The 17,717-nt window shown below is 71.1% G+C and carries 15 protein-coding genes and 1 pseudogene; 11 read left to right on the forward strand and 5 right to left on the reverse strand.

Features of this window, described 5'->3' with window-relative positions; all coding sequences use genetic code 11:
* The first annotated feature begins 112 nt into the window (after nt 1–112).
* From xseA to M5362_RS20480, 3 genes are all read left to right on the forward strand, one after another.
* Nucleotides 113–1,333: an exodeoxyribonuclease VII large subunit gene (gene xseA / locus M5362_RS20470; protein ID WP_260229090.1), complete on the forward strand. Its 1,221-nt coding sequence runs from the start codon at nt 113–115 to the stop codon at nt 1,331–1,333.
* Nucleotides 1,334–1,343: 10 nt separating this feature from the next.
* Nucleotides 1,344–1,577, forward strand: a complete 234-nt coding sequence (locus M5362_RS20475; RefSeq protein ID WP_260229091.1) for an exodeoxyribonuclease VII small subunit — start codon at nt 1,344–1,346, stop codon at nt 1,575–1,577.
* A 148-nt stretch (nt 1,578–1,725) separates the two neighbouring features.
* A complete protein-coding gene (locus M5362_RS20480; RefSeq protein ID WP_260229092.1) occupies nt 1,726–2,316 on the forward strand; it encodes a malonic semialdehyde reductase in 591 nt (196 codons plus the stop codon).
* 116 nt (nt 2,317–2,432) lie between these two features.
* On the opposite strand, the gene M5362_RS20485 is transcribed toward M5362_RS20480, so the two are convergent.
* Nucleotides 2,433–2,966, reverse strand: a complete 534-nt coding sequence (locus M5362_RS20485) for a DUF4245 domain-containing protein (RefSeq protein ID WP_260229094.1) — start codon at nt 2,964–2,966, stop codon at nt 2,433–2,435.
* 117 nt (nt 2,967–3,083) lie between these two features.
* On the opposite strand from M5362_RS20485, the gene glpX reads away from it, so the two are divergent.
* Nucleotides 3,084–4,115, forward strand: a complete 1,032-nt coding sequence (gene glpX, locus M5362_RS20490; RefSeq protein WP_260229095.1) for a class II fructose-bisphosphatase — start codon at nt 3,084–3,086, stop codon at nt 4,113–4,115.
* A 206-nt stretch (nt 4,116–4,321) separates the two neighbouring features.
* On the opposite strand, the gene M5362_RS20495 is transcribed toward glpX, so the two are convergent.
* The gene (locus tag M5362_RS20495; protein WP_260229096.1) at nt 4,322–4,693 is read right to left on the reverse strand and encodes a WhiB family transcriptional regulator; all 372 of its coding nucleotides are present in this window, start codon (nt 4,691–4,693) and stop codon (nt 4,322–4,324) included.
* Between the two features lie 155 nt (nt 4,694–4,848).
* On the reverse strand, nt 4,849–5,559 hold the full coding sequence (locus M5362_RS20500; protein ID WP_260229097.1) for a DUF1707 domain-containing protein: 711 nt from the start codon (nt 5,557–5,559) through the stop codon (nt 4,849–4,851).
* Nucleotides 5,560–5,699: 140 nt separating this feature from the next.
* Here M5362_RS20500 and M5362_RS20505 point away from each other — a divergent pair.
* From M5362_RS20505 to M5362_RS20520, 4 genes and pseudogenes are all read left to right on the forward strand, one after another.
* Nucleotides 5,700–6,047 (forward strand): annotated as a pseudogene (locus tag M5362_RS20505) (DUF1304 domain-containing protein); the annotation flags it as partial.
* Nucleotides 6,044–6,610 carry a TetR/AcrR family transcriptional regulator gene (locus tag M5362_RS20510; protein ID WP_260229098.1) on the forward strand — a complete coding sequence of 189 codons (567 nt, stop codon included), beginning with the start codon at nt 6,044–6,046 and terminating at the stop codon, nt 6,608–6,610. The pseudogene M5362_RS20505 and the gene M5362_RS20510, both read left to right, overlap by 4 nt.
* Before the next feature lie 185 nt (nt 6,611–6,795).
* Nucleotides 6,796–8,466, forward strand: coding sequence for a fumarate hydratase (locus M5362_RS20515; protein WP_260229099.1), 1,671 nt, complete (start codon nt 6,796–6,798; stop codon nt 8,464–8,466).
* 76 nt (nt 8,467–8,542) lie between these two features.
* Nucleotides 8,543–9,187, forward strand: coding sequence for a lipoprotein (locus M5362_RS20520; RefSeq protein WP_260229100.1), 645 nt, complete (start codon nt 8,543–8,545; stop codon nt 9,185–9,187).
* 56 nt (nt 9,188–9,243) lie between these two features.
* Here the strand turns inward: M5362_RS20520 and M5362_RS20525 are convergent, their stop codons facing one another.
* The gene (locus M5362_RS20525) at nt 9,244–10,770 is read right to left on the reverse strand and encodes a ricin-type beta-trefoil lectin domain protein (RefSeq protein ID WP_260229101.1); all 1,527 of its coding nucleotides are present in this window, start codon (nt 10,768–10,770) and stop codon (nt 9,244–9,246) included.
* 105 nt (nt 10,771–10,875) lie between these two features.
* Between M5362_RS20525 and M5362_RS20530 the strand changes: the two genes are divergently transcribed.
* The 3 genes from M5362_RS20530 (at nt 10,876) to M5362_RS20540 (ending at nt 15,271) form a co-directional block, all read left to right on the forward strand.
* The gene (locus M5362_RS20530) at nt 10,876–12,279 is read left to right on the forward strand and encodes an aspartate ammonia-lyase (protein WP_260229102.1); all 1,404 of its coding nucleotides are present in this window, start codon (nt 10,876–10,878) and stop codon (nt 12,277–12,279) included.
* A gap of 44 nt (nt 12,280–12,323) precedes the next feature.
* The gene (locus M5362_RS20535) at nt 12,324–12,989 is read left to right on the forward strand and encodes a DUF402 domain-containing protein (protein WP_260229104.1); all 666 of its coding nucleotides are present in this window, start codon (nt 12,324–12,326) and stop codon (nt 12,987–12,989) included.
* Between the two features lie 290 nt (nt 12,990–13,279).
* Complete coding sequence (locus tag M5362_RS20540) at nt 13,280–15,271, forward strand: SpoIIE family protein phosphatase (protein ID WP_260229105.1); 1,992 nt, start codon at nt 13,280–13,282, stop codon at nt 15,269–15,271.
* Between the two features lie 65 nt (nt 15,272–15,336).
* Here M5362_RS20540 and M5362_RS20545 read toward each other — a convergent pair whose 3' ends face one another.
* Entirely contained in the window at nt 15,337–17,526 is a 2,190-nt protein-coding gene (locus tag M5362_RS20545) for a transglycosylase domain-containing protein (RefSeq protein WP_260229107.1), read from the reverse strand.
* Between the last annotated feature and the right edge of the window lie 191 nt (nt 17,527–17,717).

Genomic DNA, 17,717 nt, shown 5'->3' on the forward strand with positions numbered 1-17,717 from the left:
GCGCACGGGCGCCTGCCCGGGGCGCCGGTCGCCCGGGCCGTGCCCGCCCGTCCCGCCCTCGCGCAGGAGACGCCCACTCCGCAATGTCCGTGCGCGCCACTACGCTCGCCGCATGGGTCTCAACACGTCCGCCGAAGCGCCGCTGCCCGTCGGAGAGGTCTCCCGGCTGATCGGGGGGTGGATCGACCGGCTCGGTGCCGTGTGGGTCGAGGGGCAGATCACGCAGTTGTCGCGGCGGCCCGGCGCAGGGGTCGTCTTCCTGACGCTGCGGGATCCGTCGTACGACATCTCCATCGGCGTGACCTGCTACCGCCAGGTCTTCGACGCCGTCGCCGACATCGTCTCCGAGGGCGCTCGCGTCGTCGTGCACGCCAAGCCCGAGTGGTACGCGCCGCGCGGCCAGCTCTCGCTGCGGGCGGTGGAGATCAAGCCGGTCGGCATCGGGGAGCTGCTCGCCCGCCTGGAGCAGCTCAAGCGGAGTCTGGGCGCCGAGGGCCTCTTCGCGCTCGACCGGAAGAAGCCGCTGCCCTTCCTCCCCCAGCTCGTCGGCCTCGTCGTCGGCCGTGCCTCCGCCGCCGAGCGGGACGTCCTGGAGAACGCGCGGCGCCGCTGGCCGGCCGTCCGCTTCGAGGTGCGGAACGTGGCCGTGCAGGGCGTGAAGGCCGTGCCCCAGGTCGTCCAGGCGGTGAAGGAGCTGGACGCGCAGGACGAGGTGGACGTGATCATCGTGGCCCGGGGCGGCGGCAGCGTCGAGGATCTGCTGCCGTTCTCGGACGAGCAGCTGATCAGGACCGTCGCCGACTGCCGTACGCCGGTGGTCTCGGCGATCGGCCACGAACCGGACTCCCCTCTGCTCGACCTCGTCGCCGACCTGCGCGCCTCCACGCCGACCGACGCCGCGAAGAAGGTCGTACCGGACGTCGGTGAGGAGCTGGACCGGGTGCAGGGTCTGCGGGACCGGGCCCTGCGGACCCTGCAGGGGCTGCTCGACCGGGAGGAGCGCGGGCTCGCGCACGCGCTCGCGCGGCCGGTCATGGAGCATCCGCAGCGGATGGTGGAGCTGCGCGAGGACGAGCTCGACGCGCTGCTCGCGCGCAGCCGCCGCACCCTCGGGCATCTGCTCGACCGGGCCGACTCGGAGCTCTCGCACACCCGGGCCCGTGTCCGGGCGCTGTCGCCCGCCGCGACGATGGAGCGCGGGTACGCGGTGCTCCAGCGGACGGACGGCACGGTCGTGCGCTCCCCGGAGGAGGTCGCGGTGGACGAGGAGCTGCGGGCCAGGGTCGCGGCGGGCGAGTTCACGGTGCGGCGCGCTGTCGGACCCGACGCATAGGGTGGTTCCCATGGCAGCCACCACGGAAGAGGCGCTCGGATACGAGCAGGCACGCGACGAGCTGATCGAGGTCGTTCGTCGTCTGGAGACGGGCGGAACGACCCTGGAGGAGTCGCTCGCGCTCTGGGAGCGCGGGGAGGAATTGGCGAAGGTGTGCCGGCGTTGGCTGGAAGGCGCTCGAGCCCGTCTCGACGCCGCGATGTCCACTCCTGAGGAGGGCGACGAGGCCGAAGGGGCCGCGTAGCCGCCTGACGGGGCCGTTCGGAGAACCCCTGGACCAGCGGAGATGTGAACCGGATCACTATCCGGTTCATTTGGTTGAAAGTTAACCAATCTCCGTCGTACGGTGAGGGCATCGCTCGACCCCCGTGCACGTCCGGAAGGTACGCAGAATGACCCTCGCTCTTGACTCCGCCGCCCAGGACCTCCTCTTCCGTGAGGCCCGCACCGCCAACACGTTCACCGACGAGCCGGTGACCGACGAGCAGGTCCAGGCGATCTACGACCTCGTCAAGTACGGGCCGACCGCGTTCAACCAGACCCCGCTGCGCATCACCCTCGTCCGCTCCCCCGAGGCCCGCGAGCGCCTGGTGAAGCACATGGCCGAGGGCAACCAGGCGAAGACCGCCGCCGCCCCGCTGGTCGCGATCCTCTCCGCCGACAACGAGTTCCACGAGGAGCTCCCGTCCCTGCTGCCGCACTTCCCGCAGGCCAAGGACGTCTTCTTCTCCGAGCGCCCGGTCCGTGAGGGCGCCGCGCTCCTGAACGCCGCCCTGCAGGCCGCGTACTTCATCGTCGGCGTCCGCGCCGCCGGCCTGGCCGCCGGCCCGATGACCGGTCTGGACTTCGCCGGCCTCCAGAAGGAGTTCCTGGACGCCGACCACACCCCGCTGATGGTCGTCAACATCGGCAAGCCGGGCGAGGACGCCTGGTTCCCGCGCTCCCCGCGCCTCTCCTACGACGAGGTCGTCACCACCGTCTGATCACCTCGGCCGTGAGGAAGCCCCCGGACTCCAGGAGTCCGGGGGCTTTCACGTAACTCACGGCGTACCCACTGCGTACCCACGGGGCACGCCCGGCAGGATCCGAAGGACGGGCCTCAGACCTTCTTCGACTGCAGGGCGCCCGCCATCTCGGCGAGCCGGTCGAACGACGCCGTCCCGGTCACGACCGTCGTCGCGCCGCCGTCCGTGCGGACCAGGGCGTCGTACTTCGGCCCCTCCCAGCGCTGCCAGACCTGACCGGCGACCGTCTGTGTCTTGCCGGTGTCCTTGGCCCTCTGGGTGACGTCGGGGACGTACTTGTCGGGCTCCTCCGTGGACTGGTGGATCGCGACGTACTGGGTGTCCGGGTCGAGGAAGCCGAGCTGCCAGGCGTTGTGCTGCTCGCGCTTGTACGAGACCACGGTCGCCTTCCAACCCTCCCCGAGCCCCTCGGGGGCCAGCACCGCGTACGGCGCCGCCCGCTGGGCCGTCACCAGCTCGACCCGGTAGTCCTTCGCCTTGACCGGGTCGGCGTTCTCGTCGTGCGGGATGAAGAGATACATCACGCCCGCGGCGACCAAGATCACCCCGAGGGACTGGAACATCCCGCGTACCGTCTGCCTGCCTCGCATACCTGCCACGCCCACCATGGTCGCATCATGGTGTTGTGCTCATACGTGGGCCCCTCTGCTCAATTTGTCGACGTACCGATAGAGTCGCACCACCCTCTTTTTTCCGGCCGTCGCCGTACAGAAAGGTGCGCTCCGATGACCGAGCACTCCCTGCCGTCCGAGCTGGAGGTCTCACCCGAGGCCCCCGACCGCAACCTCGCCCTGGAGCTGGTCCGCGTCACGGAGGCCGCTGCCATGGCCGCCGGCCGCTGGGTCGGCCGCGGCGACAAGATCGGTGCGGACGGCGCCGCGGTCAACGCGATGCGGACGCTGATCTCCACCGTCTCGATGAACGGCGTCGTCGTCATCGGCGAGGGCGAGAAGGACGAAGCCCCGATGCTGTTCAACGGCGAGCGGGTCGGCGACGGCACCGGCGCCGAGGTGGACATCGCCGTGGACCCGATCGACGGCACCACGCTCAACGCCAAGGGCATGCCCAACGCGATCGCCGTCCTCGCCGCCGCCGACCGCGGCACCATGTTCGACCCGTCCGCGGTCTTCTACATGGACAAGCTGGTCACCGGCCCCGAGGCCGCCGACTTCGTCGACATCAACGCGCCCGTCTCGGTCAACATCCGCCGGGTCGCCAGGGCCAAGAGCATGTCCCCCGAGGACGTCACGGTCGTGATCCTGGACCGCCCCCGCCACGAGGGCATCGTCAAGGAGATCCGCGAGACCGGCGCCCGGATCAAGTTCATCACGGACGGTGACGTCGCCGGCTCGATCATGGCCGTCCGCGAGGGCACCGGCGTGGACCTGCTCCTCGGCATCGGCGGCACGCCCGAGGGCATCATCTCGGCCTGCGCCATAAAGTGCCTGGGCGGTGTCATCCAGGGCAAGCTGTGGCCCAAGGACGAGGCCGAGCGCCAGAAGGCGATCGACGCCGGGCACGACCTGGACCGCGTGCTGTCCACGAACGACCTGGTCAGCGGCGACAACGTGTTCTTCGTCGCCACCGGCATCACGGACGGCGAGCTGCTGCGCGGCGTCCGCTACCGCTCGGAGACCGCGACCACGTCGTCGCTCGTGATGCGGTCGAAGTCCGGCACGATCCGCCAGATCGACTCCACGCACCGGCTGTCGAAGCTGCGCGCCTACAGCAAGATCGACTTCGACCGGGCGAAGTGACACCCCGCCGGAAGTGACACCCCGTAGCGGGGCGGTGAGCGACACCCGTAGCGATACGGGAGCGACACCCGTTGCGGTACGGCAAGCGAACACCCCGTAGCAGTACGGCAAGCGACACCCGTAGCGGTACGGGAAGGGGCGCCCCCTGTGCGGTGGGGGCGCCCCTTCCCGTTGCGTACGGCCGGCGTCGCGAGCCGCTCGGCCGGTCAGCCGGCCGCTGCGATCCGGTCCGCGGCCGACGCCTTCTTGAGCTCCACCTCGCGCCGCCTGCGCCGGGCGAGGACGACACGGCGCTCGGCGGCGGTGAGCCCGCCCCACACGCCGTACGGCTCCGGCTGGAGCAGCGCGTGCTCCCGGCACTCGACCATCACGGGGCAGCGGGCACAGACCCGCTTGGCGGCTTCCTCGCGCGAGAGCCGCGAGGCGGTCGGCTCCTTCGAGGGGGCGAAGAACAGTCCGGCCTCGTCCCGACGGCACACCGCCTCCGTGTGCCAGGGACCGGCCTCGTCCTCCCGAGCGGGGGCACGCTGGGGCGGGACGGCGGCGACCTGGAGGGGCTGATGCGGCAGTTGCAGCACGGTCTACTCCTGACGACGGCTTCGCGAGCGAGAGACGATGGAGCAGCCCTACCCGCTGTACGCGCGCCTATGCACTGCGTGCCGCCGAGTTCCGGAGTGCGGAATCCCGTGGGCGGATTCCGGTCACACCGTCACCGCTGGTCAGGGGCGCGTGATCAGTGGCCGAGATGCTTGCGCAGCTTGTCCTGGACCTGGTTCTGGAGGTCCGTGATCCACTTGCCGCGCTTGGGCTTGGCCTCGACGTTGCCGAAGACCGAGTAGCCGTTGATCACGACCACCGGGGCCTGCGGGTCGGCGGCCTCCATGGTCACGACCTCGAAGTTGCCGAAGATCCCCGTGCCGTTGCCCCGCAGGCTGATGTTCTCCGGGACGCGCACCTCGACGTTGCCGAAGATCGAGGTGGCGTTGATGGTGCTCAGCCGCTGGGCGAAGAGCGCCTCGGTCAGGTCGATCTCGATGTTGCCGAAGAGCGAGAAGGCGTTGGTCCTGCGGCCCACGCGCCAGCGGCCCTTGCGGGTGGTGCTGGAGAAGACGGCGACGAGGTTGTCGGCGGGGCCCGAGGTGTCCTCGGGGCCGTACGCGTACGCCGGCTCGGGCGCCTGGCGGGCGCGGTTCCCGGCGGGCAGGTCGCGGACGATCGGCTCCAGCTCGCCCACGGTCTTGGCGCGGTAGACCGCGTCGATCCGATCGGAGTGCTCCTCGGCGTCGATCCGCCCCTCGGCCAGCGCGTCCCTGAGGATGTCCGCGATCCGGTCACGGTCGGCGTCCGAGGCGCGCAGGGAGTCCCCCGGAGCGGCGGGAACGGCCGGGGCGGGGGCGGGCTCGGCGGGGGCGACCGGCTTCTGAGGCTGCTTTTCGAGGTCCACGACCCCAGACTAGCGAAACGCGATAGATCGCGACTAGGGGGCGCGACCGGCCACGTCACTCGCGGGAGTGACCTCACGGAGACTCCGAAGGACACTTCTGGACATCTGTCCAGCTATCCTGGACACATGTCCATCATCACCACGTCGCCGTCGGCCTCGTCGCCGCCCTGCACGCGTACATCCTCGTCCTGGAGATGTTCCTCTGGGAGCGCCGTCCGGGGCGGAAGCTCTCCGGCTTCGACGCGCCGACGGCCCGCGCGACCGCGCCGCTGGCCGCCAACCAGGGCCTGTACAACGGATTCCTCGCGGCCGGTCTGGTCTGGGGCCTGATCGCCGCCGACCCCACCGGCCACCAGGTCCAGGTGTTCTTCCTCTCCTGCGTCGTGATCGCCGGCGTCTACGGAGGCCTGACCGCCAACCGCCGGATCCTGGCCGCCCAGGCCCTGCCCGGAGCCCTCGCCCTCACCGCCGTACTGTGGGCGGGATGACCTCCTCAGCCACGGACCCCCGCGCCGCCCGCACCCGCGCGAGGCTCCGCGCCGCCCTGTGGGAGGAGTGCGCCGAGCGCCCCCTCGACGAGGTCGGGGTCGCCGCGCTCGTCCGCCGCGCGGGCGTCGGCCGGGCCACCTTCTACCTCCACTACCCCGACCTCCAGGCCCTCGCCGTCGACGCCTGCGCCGATGTCGTACGGGACGCGGTCGAGGCCCTCCACGCCTGGCGCGGCACGCCCGACCCGGCCGCGCCGCCGCCCGCCCTGGCCGCCTTCTTCGCCGCGGTCGCCCCGCGGGCGCCGCTCTACCGCGGGCTGCTCCGGCCGGGCGGCGGCGGGCCGCTCGGCGAACTCCTCCACCAGGAGCTGCGCGCCTACAGCGCGCGGGAGCGCGAGCTGGCCGGCGCCCCCGAGCCCGGCCTGGTGGCCTCGGCGGTCGCGGCGGCGTTCGGAGGGCTGCTCGCGGACTGGGTGCACGGCCTGATCGAGGCCTCGTCCGAGCAGATGGCCGGCCGCACCTGGCGACTGCTGATCTCCCTGCACCGCACCCCGCTGCCCTGAGGCCCCGGGCAACCGCGCCCCGCTGCCCCTCCGGCCCGGACGCCCCGCGGGCTGTCGGTGAGGCCCCTCCCCCGGGAAGTGAGCCTTACCTCACAGGCTCCGTCCACCCGCCTCGCTCTACGCTGGAGGAGGCGCCGCCAATGGAGGCGGCGCTGCTGTCTGCCGAGTGAGGAATGGCTGCCGTCATGCCAGAGTTTTCGTACTCCGATCTGCTCCCCCTGGGAGAGGACACCACGCCCTACCGCCTGGTGACCGCCGACGGTGTCTCCACCTTCGAGGCCGACGGCCGTACGTTCCTCACGGTCGAGCCGGAGGCGCTGCGCACGCTCGCCGCCGAGGCGATCCACGACATCCAGCACTACCTGCGCCCGGCCCACCTGGCCCAGCTGCGCCGGATCATCGACGACCCGGAGGCGTCGAGCAACGACAAGTTCGTCGCGCTCGACCTCCTCAAGAACGCGAACATCGCCGCCGCGGGCGTCCTGCCCATGTGCCAGGACACCGGCACCGCGATCGTCATGGGCAAGCGCGGCCAGAACGTGCTGACCTCCGGCCGCGACGAGGAGGCCCTGTCCAAGGGCATCTACGACGCGTACACCAAGCTCAACCTGCGGTACTCGCAGATGGCTCCCGTCACCATGTGGGAGGAGAAGAACACCGGCTCGAACCTGCCCGCGCAGATCGAGCTGTACGCGACGGACGGCGGCGCGTACAAGTTCCTCTTCATGGCCAAGGGCGGCGGCTCGGCCAACAAGTCCTTCCTCTACCAGGAGACGAAGGCCGTGCTCAACGAGGCGAGCATGATGAAGTTCCTGGAGGAGAAGATCCGTTCGCTCGGTACGGCCGCCTGCCCGCCGTACCACCTGGCGATCGTCGTCGGCGGCACCTCCGCCGAGTTCGCGCTGAAGACCGCGAAGTACGCCTCCGCGCACTACCTGGACGAGCTGCCCTCCGAGGGCTCGGCCGAGACCGGCCACGGCTTCCGGGACAAGGAGCTGGAGGAGAAGGTCTTCGAGCTCACGCAGAAGATCGGCATCGGCGCGCAGTTCGGCGGAAAGTACTTCTGCCACGACGTCCGTGTCGTGCGCCTGCCGCGCCACGGCGCCTCGCTGCCCGTCGCGATCGCCGTGTCCTGCTCGGCCGACCGCCAGGCCGTCGCGAAGATCACCGCAGAGGGCGTCTTCCTTGAGCAGCTGGAGACCGACCCGGCGCGCTTCCTGCCGGAGACGACGGAGGAGCACCTCGACGAGTCCTCCGACGTCGTGAAGATCGACCTGAACCAGCCGATGGACGAGATCCTCGCCGAGCTGACCAAGTACCCGGTCAAGACCCGCCTCTCCCTCAACGGCCCGCTGGTCGTGGCCCGTGACATCGCGCACGCCAAGATCAAGGAGCGGCTCGACGCGGGCGAGGAGATGCCGCAGTACCTGAAGGACCACCCGGTCTACTACGCGGGCCCGGCGAAGACGCCCGAGGGGTACGCCTCCGGCTCCTTCGGCCCGACGACGGCCGGCCGTATGGACTCCTACGTCGAGCAGTTCCAGGCGGCGGGCGGCTCCAAGGTCATGCTGGCCAAGGGCAACCGCTCGAAGCAGGTCACCGACGCGTGCGGCAGCCACGGCGGCTTCTACCTGGGCTCGATCGGCGGCCCGGCGGCGCGGCTCGCGCAGGACTGCATCAAGAAGGTCGAGGTCGTCGAGTACGAGGAGCTCGGCATGGAGGCGGTCTGGAAGATCGAGGTCGAGGACTTCCCCGCGTTCATCGTCGTGGACGACAAGGGCAACGACTTCTTCCAGAATCCGGCGCCGGAGCCGACCTTCACCCACATCCCGGTCCGCGGCCCCGGCCTCGGCTGAGCCGGGACCGAGCCTCGACGGCGGCCCGGTGGAAAACCCTGACGGGAGGCCGGGGCGCCCCGGATAGCCTGCGGGCATGAGACATCCGATACGGGTCCTGGTGCCGGCCCTCGCCGTTCTCACGGCCGCCGGCGCGCTGACCGGCTGTGGCGCCACGGCGAAGCCCGACCCCGACGCGGCGCCCGTCAAGAAGCCGACCGCCGGCGCGTCCACCGCGGCGGCCGGGGCCGGCGAGGCCGCCGGGTCCGTCGGGGGGTCCGGGACCGCCTGCGAGCTGCCGGTCTCCTTCGGCCTGGCCGCGGACTGGAAGCCGAAGGCCGTCAAGGCCACCGACGACGAGGTGTTCGCCGCGCTCGGGAAGCAGGGGCCCGCGACGATGACCTGCGAGATCGACGCGAAGCCGGCCGGCAACATCGGCTACCTGCGTGTCTGGGCGGCGGGCGAGGGAGCGGCCCGTACCGCCCTCGAAGGGTTCGTGAAGGCGGAGAAGAACGCCACCGAGGTCTCCTACAGGGAGACGGAGGCCGGAGCGCTGCCGGCCGTGGAGGTGACGTACACCGTCTACAACAAGCTCATGGAGGAGTCGAAGGAGGAGCGCGCCTTCGCCGTCGCCGCCCCGAAGGGGACGGTGATCGTCCATCTCGGCGGTCTGGACACCGAGGAGCACCGCGAGATGCTTCCGGCGTACGAGCTGGCCCGGTCCAGCCTCAAGGCCCTGTAGGCATGACCGTGGCCCCCGTCCCGCACCGGACGGGGGCCACGGCGTCCTGGGCGCGGCTACGCGAACCGCTGGTTCGCCGAGCCGTCGCAGCTCTGCAGACGCACCGGCTGCCTGGCCGCCGCCTGTGTCAGGCAGAGCCCGGTCGCGGCCGCCGGTCGGATCGTCGCCCCGTCGCGTACGAACTTCTGGTTCGCGGCGCCCGCGCAGTTCCAGACGATCAGCGCCTCGCCCGCGCGGTAGCGGGCGCCCGGCACGTCCAGGCACCGGTCCTGGGTGAGTTGCGTGTGGACGGTCTGCCGGGCGGTGTCGTACCACCAGCCCTGGTTGCGGCCGCCGTGGCAGTCCCAGCCGAGGACGGCGGTGCCGTTCCTCGACGTGGCCGCGTCGACGTCCACGCAGTCGCCGGTCGCCTGGTTCTTCAGCGGCTTGTAGACGTCGTCCCAGGCGTACGGGAAGAGGGTCGGCGTGCCACTGGAGTTGACGTCCGCGCAACTGGCCTCACGGAGACCGGAGTTGTACATCTGGGTGAGGCAGGACGCGAAGGCGCGGTGGCCGCTCGCGTTCGGGTGGAAGGACTGCCGGACCGAGTTCTCGTCCGGGGTGCCGGGCTTGGAGAGGTCGATGTAGAGACCGCGGGCCCAGCTGTCCTCCATGCAGACCTCGTGGCCGTGGAAGAGTCGCGAGTTGTCGAGGTAGGTCGCCCCGGTGGTGGCCGCGGCCCTGCGCATGCCGCGCTCGAAGGCGGGGACGGCGGTGTTGCGGCCCCAGACGGTGTCGGAGTCGTAGCCGAGGCCGCCGCAGGCGAGCTTGCCGGGGAAGTTCGGGTTGTCGGGGAAGTCGGGGCCGATGGGGCTCGGGTAGCCCATGAGGACGAGCTTGTAGTCGCCGTCGGCGTACCCGGCGCCCCGCATCACGGTCCGCAGGTCGCGGACGGTCTGTTCGACCTTGGGCACGAGGCCGTCGACGCGGGCCTGCCAGCCGGGGGCGTACTTCGGCTCGCACGCGCCCTGGAAGGTGAGGTAGCGGGTGACGCAGTCGGTCATGACGGGCCCGAACTGGAGGTCGTCGTTGGCTCCGGCGACGAGCAGGACCATCTTGATCCGGGTGTTGCGGGCCTTGATGGCCAGGCTGTCGCTCTGGACCAGTTCGTCGGCGTACTGCTTCGAGCCGCCGATCCTGATGTTGCCCGTGTAGCCGCCGGAACAGGACACGTTGAACGTGAGGTCCGCGGGGATGCCGGTGCGGTGGATGGCGGCTTCGGGCGAGCGGTGGCACCAGTTGCTCGGTCCGTTGGTGGGCGGCTCGTACGTACCGACGCCCTCGCCGGAGATCTCGCTGTCGCCGAGCGAGATCAGGCCCGTCCTGCGCTGTGCGAGCGGGCGTTCCTCGGGGCTGCCGTAGATCCTGGTGGCCTCGGCGGCGCGGACGGCCTCGAGCTCGGGCGGCAGCGGTACGGAGGAAGCGGTGCGGGGAGTGGCCTCGGCCGCGCCGGCGGGGGCGGCGACCGTCATCGATCCGAAGGCCGCGGCGGCCGCGGCGGTGGCGGCGATCGCCCAACGGAGTCTGTACCTGGTGCGCCTCATTGCGCCTCCTGGAAGTGGGGTTACCCACGGTTTTTACTGGCCGGTAAGCGCAATGGGAATAGCCAGAACAAGACAAGTGCTCACCTTTTCATGGAGGTTGACGTCATGAACGACGACACGAGCGAGTACCGGATCGAGCACGACTCGATGGGCGAGGTGCGGGTCCCCGCGCACGCCAAATGGCGTGCCCAGACCCAGCGGGCCCTGGAGAACTTCCCCATCTCGGGCCAGCGTCTGGAGCGCGCCCACATCGCGGCCCTGGCCCGGATCAAGGCCGCCGCCGCCAAGGTCAACGCCGCGCTCGGGGTGATCGACCAGGACCGCGCGGACGCCATCGCGGCCGCCGCCGCCGAGGTCGCCGACGGCCGCTGGGACGAGCACTTCCCGGTCGACGTCTTCCAGACCGGCTCGGGCACCTCCTCCAACATGAACACCAACGAGGTCCTCGCCACCCTGGCCACCGAGCGGCTCCCCGAGGGCCGCGAGGTCCATCCCAACGACCATGTGAACGCCTCACAGTCGTCGAACGACGTCTTCCCGTCCTCCATCCACATCGCCGCCACGGCGGCCGTGACCGACGACCTCGTCCCCGCCCTCGAACATCTGGCCGCCTCGCTGGAGCGGAAATCGGCCGAATTCGCGGAGGTCGTGAAGTCCGGCCGCACCCACCTCATGGACGCCACCCCCGTCACCCTCGGGCAGGAGTTCGGCGGCTACGCGGCCCAGGTCCGGTACGGGGTCGAACGGCTGCGCGCCTCGCTCCCCCGGCTCGCCGAACTCCCCCTCGGCGGTACGGCGGTGGGCACCGGCATCAACACGCCACCCGGCTTCTCCGCCGCCGTCATCGCCGAACTCGCCGACACGACCGGTCTGCCGCTCACCGAGGCCCGTGACCACTTCGAGGCGCAGGGCGCCCGGGACGGCCTGGTGGAGACGTCGGGCCAGCTCAGGACCATCGCCGTCGGCCTCACGAAGATCTCCAACGATCTGCGCTGGATGGCGAGCGGCCCGCGCACCGGACTCGCCGAGATCAACCTCCCCGACCTCCAGCCCGGCTCGTCGATCATGCCGGGCAAGGTGAATCCGGTCATTCCCGAGGCCGTCCTGATGGTGGCCGCGCAGGTGACCGGAAACGACACGACGGTGGCGGTGGCGGGCGCGGCCGGCAACTTCGAGCTCAACGTGATGCTCCCGGTGATGGCCAAGAACCTCCTGGAATCCGTACGACTTCTCACCAATGCCGCGCGCCTGCTGGCCGACCGCACCGTCGACGGGATCACCGCCAACGCCGAACGGGCCCGGGAGTACGCCGAGTCCTCGCCGTCCGTCGTCACCCCGCTGAACAGGTACATCGGCTACGAGGAGGCCGCGAAGGTGGCCAAGCGGTCCCTGGCCGAACGGAAGACGATCCGCCAGGTCGTCCTGGAGGGCGGGTACGTCGAACGGGGGGACCTGACGGTCGAGCAGCTGGACGAGTCGCTCGACGTCCTGCGTATGACTCATCCGTGACCTGCGTCGCAGCGACCACGTGGGCGCGCCCCTAATATCTGCGCATGACAGGATCGGGCGGTTCTCAGCACTGGGCGCCGGGGGAACACATCCTCTGGCGCTACCGCGACAACGGTTCCGGCGACGTGCACATCTGCCGGCCGGTGACCGTCGTGCGCGACACTCCCGAGCTGCTCGCCGTCTGGATGGCGCCGGGCACCGAGTGCGTCAAACCGGTGCTCGCCGACGGGACCCCCGTCCACCAGGAACCGCTCGCCACCCGGTACACCGCCCCGCGCACCACCGTCCGCGCGCGCTGGGCCGGCGAGGGTGTGCTGAAGCTGGCCCGGCCCGGCGACCCCTGGTCGGTCTGGCTCTTCTGGGAGCGCGGCTGGCAGTTCCGCAGCTGGTACGTGAACCTGGAGGAGCCGCGCACCCGGTGGTCCGGCGGCGTCGACTCCGAGGACCACTTCCTCGACATCTCCGTCTACCCCGACCGCAGCTGGCTGTGGCGGGACGAGGACGAGTTCGCGCAGGCCCAGCGGGCGGGCCTGATGGACGCGGCGCAGGCCGAGCGGGTCAGGACGGCGGGCCGCGCCGCCGTGGAGTCCATCCGGGCCTGGGGGGCGCCGTTCCACGAGGGGTGGGAGGACTGGCGGCCCGATCCCGCGTGGACCGTGCCCGAGCTGCCGACGGACTGGGATCGCACTCCGGCGCACACGGCACCGTGAGACCCTTGATGCGCCCCCGGGGTGCAAACGTAGGATCGTCCTCCGCAAGGCGGTGATCCACCGGACGAGGCGTCAACCACAGAGCACAGCGCAGGACCTGACCGTAAGTCATTCTTGAGGGGGAGAGCAGTGCCGGACGTCTGCCCGGGTGTGCCGACCCCTGTCGTAGCCGCTGCTCGCGGGGCATTCACATCCACCGCGCGCCAGGGGTTTATCCCCCGCGAAGGCGCGGCATCGGCGAGAAGAGCGAGTGCATCGCACCACCGGCCCGGACGGACGGAATCCCACGCGTGACGGAGCATCCCACCTCCCACGAAGGCCGGCAGCCGCTGGCTGCCCGGCCGCACGAGCGCACCCGCCCCCGGCAGCAAGCGGCCGAGGCGCCGGTGCCGGCGCAGTCCGGCGGTGATCGTTCCGCCGCCGGGAAGGGTGACGGCACCGGCCGTCCCGTACCCGGTCAGACGACGCCACAGACGACGGCCCCCGCCGTCGGCGGCGCGCCCCTCCAGGCGGGCGCCCCGGCGGCCGCGGTGGCGGTGACCGCCGCCCCGGGCGCCTCCCCGGCGCACCACGCGCAGGACGGCGCCGCGGCCCGGCGGGAGGGCGACCGGCTGCGGTTCGTGGGCGCGGCGACCCGGCGGATCGCACGCGGCATCGACCTCGACGAGATCGTGCTCGGCCTCTGCCGCGCCACGGTCCCGACCTTCTCCGACGCGATCCTGGTCTATCTGCGCGACCCGCTCCCGGTGGGCGACGAGCGGCCGGTCGCGCCCTTCGTGCTGCGGCTGCGCCGCACCGACCGGCTCCGTTTAACCGACGTGGAGGGCGAGGAACTGGTCCTCGTCCCCGACCCCGACCCGACCCCCGCGGCCGAACTCTGCGAGGTTCGTTCCGGCGGGGCCCTGGCCGAGGTGCTGCGCGGGGTGCGGCCGGTCTTCGGCGACTCCGCCGCCGCCCGGGCCGCGCTGCCCGAGCTGCTCGGGCAGGAGCACGTCCTGCCGGGCGGGCACCGGGCGATACTGGCCCCGCTGCGGGGCCGGCGCCGCGTCATCGGCGCCGCCGTCTTCCTGCGCCGCCCCGAGCGGCCCGGCTTCGAGCCCAACGACCTGCTCGTCGCCGCCCAGCTCGCCACCCACACCGCGCTCGGCATCGACAAGGCCGTGCTCTATGGCCGTGAGGCGTACATCGCCGACGAGCTCCAGCGCACGATGCTCCCGGACTCGCTGCCGCAGCCGACCGGCGTGCGGCTCGCCTCCCGCTATCTGCCGGCCGCCGAGACGGCCCGGGTCGGCGGCGACTGGTACGACGCCATCCCGCTGCCCGGCAGCCGGGTGGCGCTGGTCGTCGGCGACGTCATGGGCCACTCCATGACCTCCGCCGCGATCATGGGGCAGCTGCGGACCACCGCGCAGACCCTGGCCGGGCTCGACCTGCCGCCGCAGGAGGTGCTGCACCACCTCGACGAGCAGGCCCAGCGGCTCGGCCAGGACCGGATGGCGACCTGCATGTACGCGGTGTACGACCCGGTCTCGCACCGGATCACCATCGCCAACGCGGGCCATCCGCCGCCGATACTGCTCCACCTCGGGGGCCGGGCGGAGGTCCTGCGCGTCCCGCCGGGGGCGCCGATCGGCGTGGGCGGGGTCGACTTCGAGGCGGTCGAGCTGGACGCCCCGGCGGGCGCCACCCTGCTGCTGTACACGGACGGGCTCGTCGAGTCCCGGCTGCGGGACGTGTGGACCGGGATAGAGCAGCTGCGGGAGCGCCTGGCCGCCACCGCCCAGCTGACCGGACCGGACCACTCGCCGCCGCTGGAGGCGCTCTGCGACGACGTCCTCGACATGCTCGGCCCGGGCGACCGGGACGACGACATCGCGCTGCTCGCCGCCCGTTTCGACGGGATCGCGCCCAGTGACGTGGCGTACTGGTTCCTGGAGCCGGAGGACGCGGCGCCGGGGCGGGCCCGCAGGCTCGCCCGCCGGGCTCTGGCCCGCTGGGACCTGGAGGAGCTGTCGGACTCGGTCGAGCTGCTGATCAGCGAGGTCGTGACCAATGCCGTCCGGTACGCGGAGCGGCCGGTGACCCTGCGGCTGCTCAAGACCGACGTCCTGCGCTGCGAGGTCGGCGACGACTCCCCGCAGCTGCCGCGCCAGCGGCGGGCACGGGACACGGACGAGGGCGGGCGCGGGCTCTTCCTGGTGAACCGGCTGGCCAGGCGGTGGGGAGCGACCCGCCTCTCGGGCGGCAAGGTCGTCTGGTTCGAACTGGCCACACGCCCGTAGCCGGACACGGCGTAAGCCGGACACGACGAAGGCCGGACCCCGTGCGGGGTCCGGCCTTCGTCGTGTCAGCGTTCTCGGCGTCCGTTCGCGTTCTCGCCGTCGAGGTCGGCCGGCGGTTCGATCGTCGGCGGCGTCGGGTCCGTCGTCGACGTGGGCGGCGGGGGCACCGTGATCGTGTCCGTCGGCTGCGGCGGCGTGGTGTCCGTCGCGGTGGGCGGCGGAGTCGGGTCCGGGGAGTCGGTGACGGGCGGCGGGGTGGAGGTCGGGGCCTCGTCGCTCCGCGACGGGGTCGGCTCCGGCTCCACCACGTCGCCGGAGCTGTCGGTCTCCAGGTCGAACCGGGCGTCGGAGCCGCCGTCGAGTGCGGCCTCGGTGTAGTCGCCCCAGATCTGCGCGGGGGTCCGGCCACCGTTGGCGCGGCCCGGGTTGATCGTGTCGGTCAGGGTGACCTGGTTGCCCTTGGTGTCCTCGCCGAAGAGGCCGACGGCGGTGACCAGCTCGGGGGTGTAGCCGACGAACCAGGCGGAGCGGTTGTTCTCCGAGGTGCCGGTCTTGCCCGCCGCCGCGTAGTCGCCCGCGGCACGGAAGCCGGAGCCGCTGCGGACGACGCCGGTCATCGCCTTGGTGACGGTGTCGGCGGCCTCGCGGCTGATGACCCGGTCGCCGATCGACTTCACCGGCTCGGCCTTGCGGTCCTTGTGCTCGGCGGACTTCACGATCGTCGGGGTGACCTTGACGCCGTGGTTGTCGAGGGTGGCGTAGACGCCGGCCATGTCCCAGGTGGAGGCGCCCATGGTGCCGAGCGACATCGCGGGGGTCTCGCCGAAGTCCGCGCCGTCCTTCATGCCGAGGTCGAGGGCGGTCTTCTTGGTGTTGCCCGCGCCGACGTCCACGATCATCTGCGCGTACACGGAGTTGATCGAGCTGTTGGTGGCCTTCTGGACGGTGACCGGGCCGTAGCTGCGGTTGTCCTCGTTCTCCGGGCTGAACGGGACGCTGCTGCCGACCACCTTGCGCTTGCTGGTGCCGTCGTAGACCGTGCCGAGGCCGATCTTCCGGCCGTCCTGGGTCTTGGCCCCGTTGTCGAGGGCGGAGGCCAGGACGATCGGCTTGAACGTCGAGGCGGGCTGGTAGTCACGGCGGGTGGCGTTCGACGTCCAGTGCTCGGTGGCGCCGATGCCGCCGTACATCGCGACGACCTTGCCGGTCTTCGGGTCGACGGAGGTGGCGCCGGCCTGGACGGTGGCGTCCTGCTTGTCGCCCTTGCGGTCGAGCTTCTCCTCCAGCTGCCGCTCGACCGCCTTGACCAGGTCCTTCTGCTTCTGCTCGTCGATGTTGAGGGTGATCGTCCAGCCGCCGGCCTTGATGTCCTCGGCGCTGATGCCCTGGCGCATCAGCTCCTGGTTGGCGGCCTCGACCAGGTAGCCCCGCTGCCCCTCCATGCCGGGGGCGGCCTTCTCCTTCTGCGGGGCGGGGAACTTCAGCGTGGCGCGCTTGGTCGGGTCGAGCCAGCCCTCCTCGACCATGTTGTCGAGGGTGTAGTTCCAGCGGTCCTCGACCAGCTTGCGGCCGGTCGGCGTGGCCGCCGTCCAGTCGTACTGGTTGGGGGCCTGGAGCAGGGAGGCCAGGTAGGCGCCCTGGGCGACGGTCAGCTTGGAGGCGTCGATGCCGTAGTACGACTGGGAGGCGGCCTGGATGCCGTACGCGCTGCGACCGTAGAAGCTCGTGTTCATGTATCCGGCGAGGATCTCGGGCTTCTGCATCTGCTGGTCGACCTTGAGCGCGATCACCATTTCCTTGAGCTTGCGGGTGACCGTCTGGTCCTGGTCCAGGTAGTAGTTCTTCACGTACTGCTGGGTGATGGTCGAACCACCCTGCTTGCCCTTGCCGGTGATCGTGTTCAGGGCGCCGCGCGCGGTGCCCTTGATGTCGATGCCGTTGTCCTTGTAGAAGGTCTTGTTCTCGGCGGCGACGAAGGCGTGCTGCACCTCGAGCGGGATCTTCTCCAGGCCGACGATCTCGCGGTTGATCTCTCCGGTGCGGGCGAGGATCTTGCCGTCCGCGTACTTGTAGACGTTGCTCTGCATGGTCGCCTGGGCGTTGGCCACCGGTACGGGGACCATCACGTAGACCGTGTAGAAGGCGCCCATCAGGAGCAGGCAGCCGACGAAGAACGTGCCCAGGATCTTCTTCCAGGTGAAGAGGCGGCGTATCCGCCCGCCCTTCTTCCCCTGGCCCTTGTCCGCTCGGCCCATGTTCTCCGTCGCTCCGCTCGTCGTGGTGTCGGGCAGGTGTCCGCTCCGAATCAGCTCAGCAAGCTAACACCGCCGATGCTGACAAAGTGCACTCGATCCGGTCTTTTCCGGACGTGAGAATCAGCACCTGCCCCGGTGGAACCGACGCTCCTGGGAGCCGGATGGTTGTGCGGCTCCGGTCACATCACCCT

Source organism: Streptomyces sp. Je 1-79, assembly GCF_025195125.1.
Classification (GTDB): domain Bacteria; phylum Actinomycetota; class Actinomycetes; order Streptomycetales; family Streptomycetaceae; genus Streptomyces.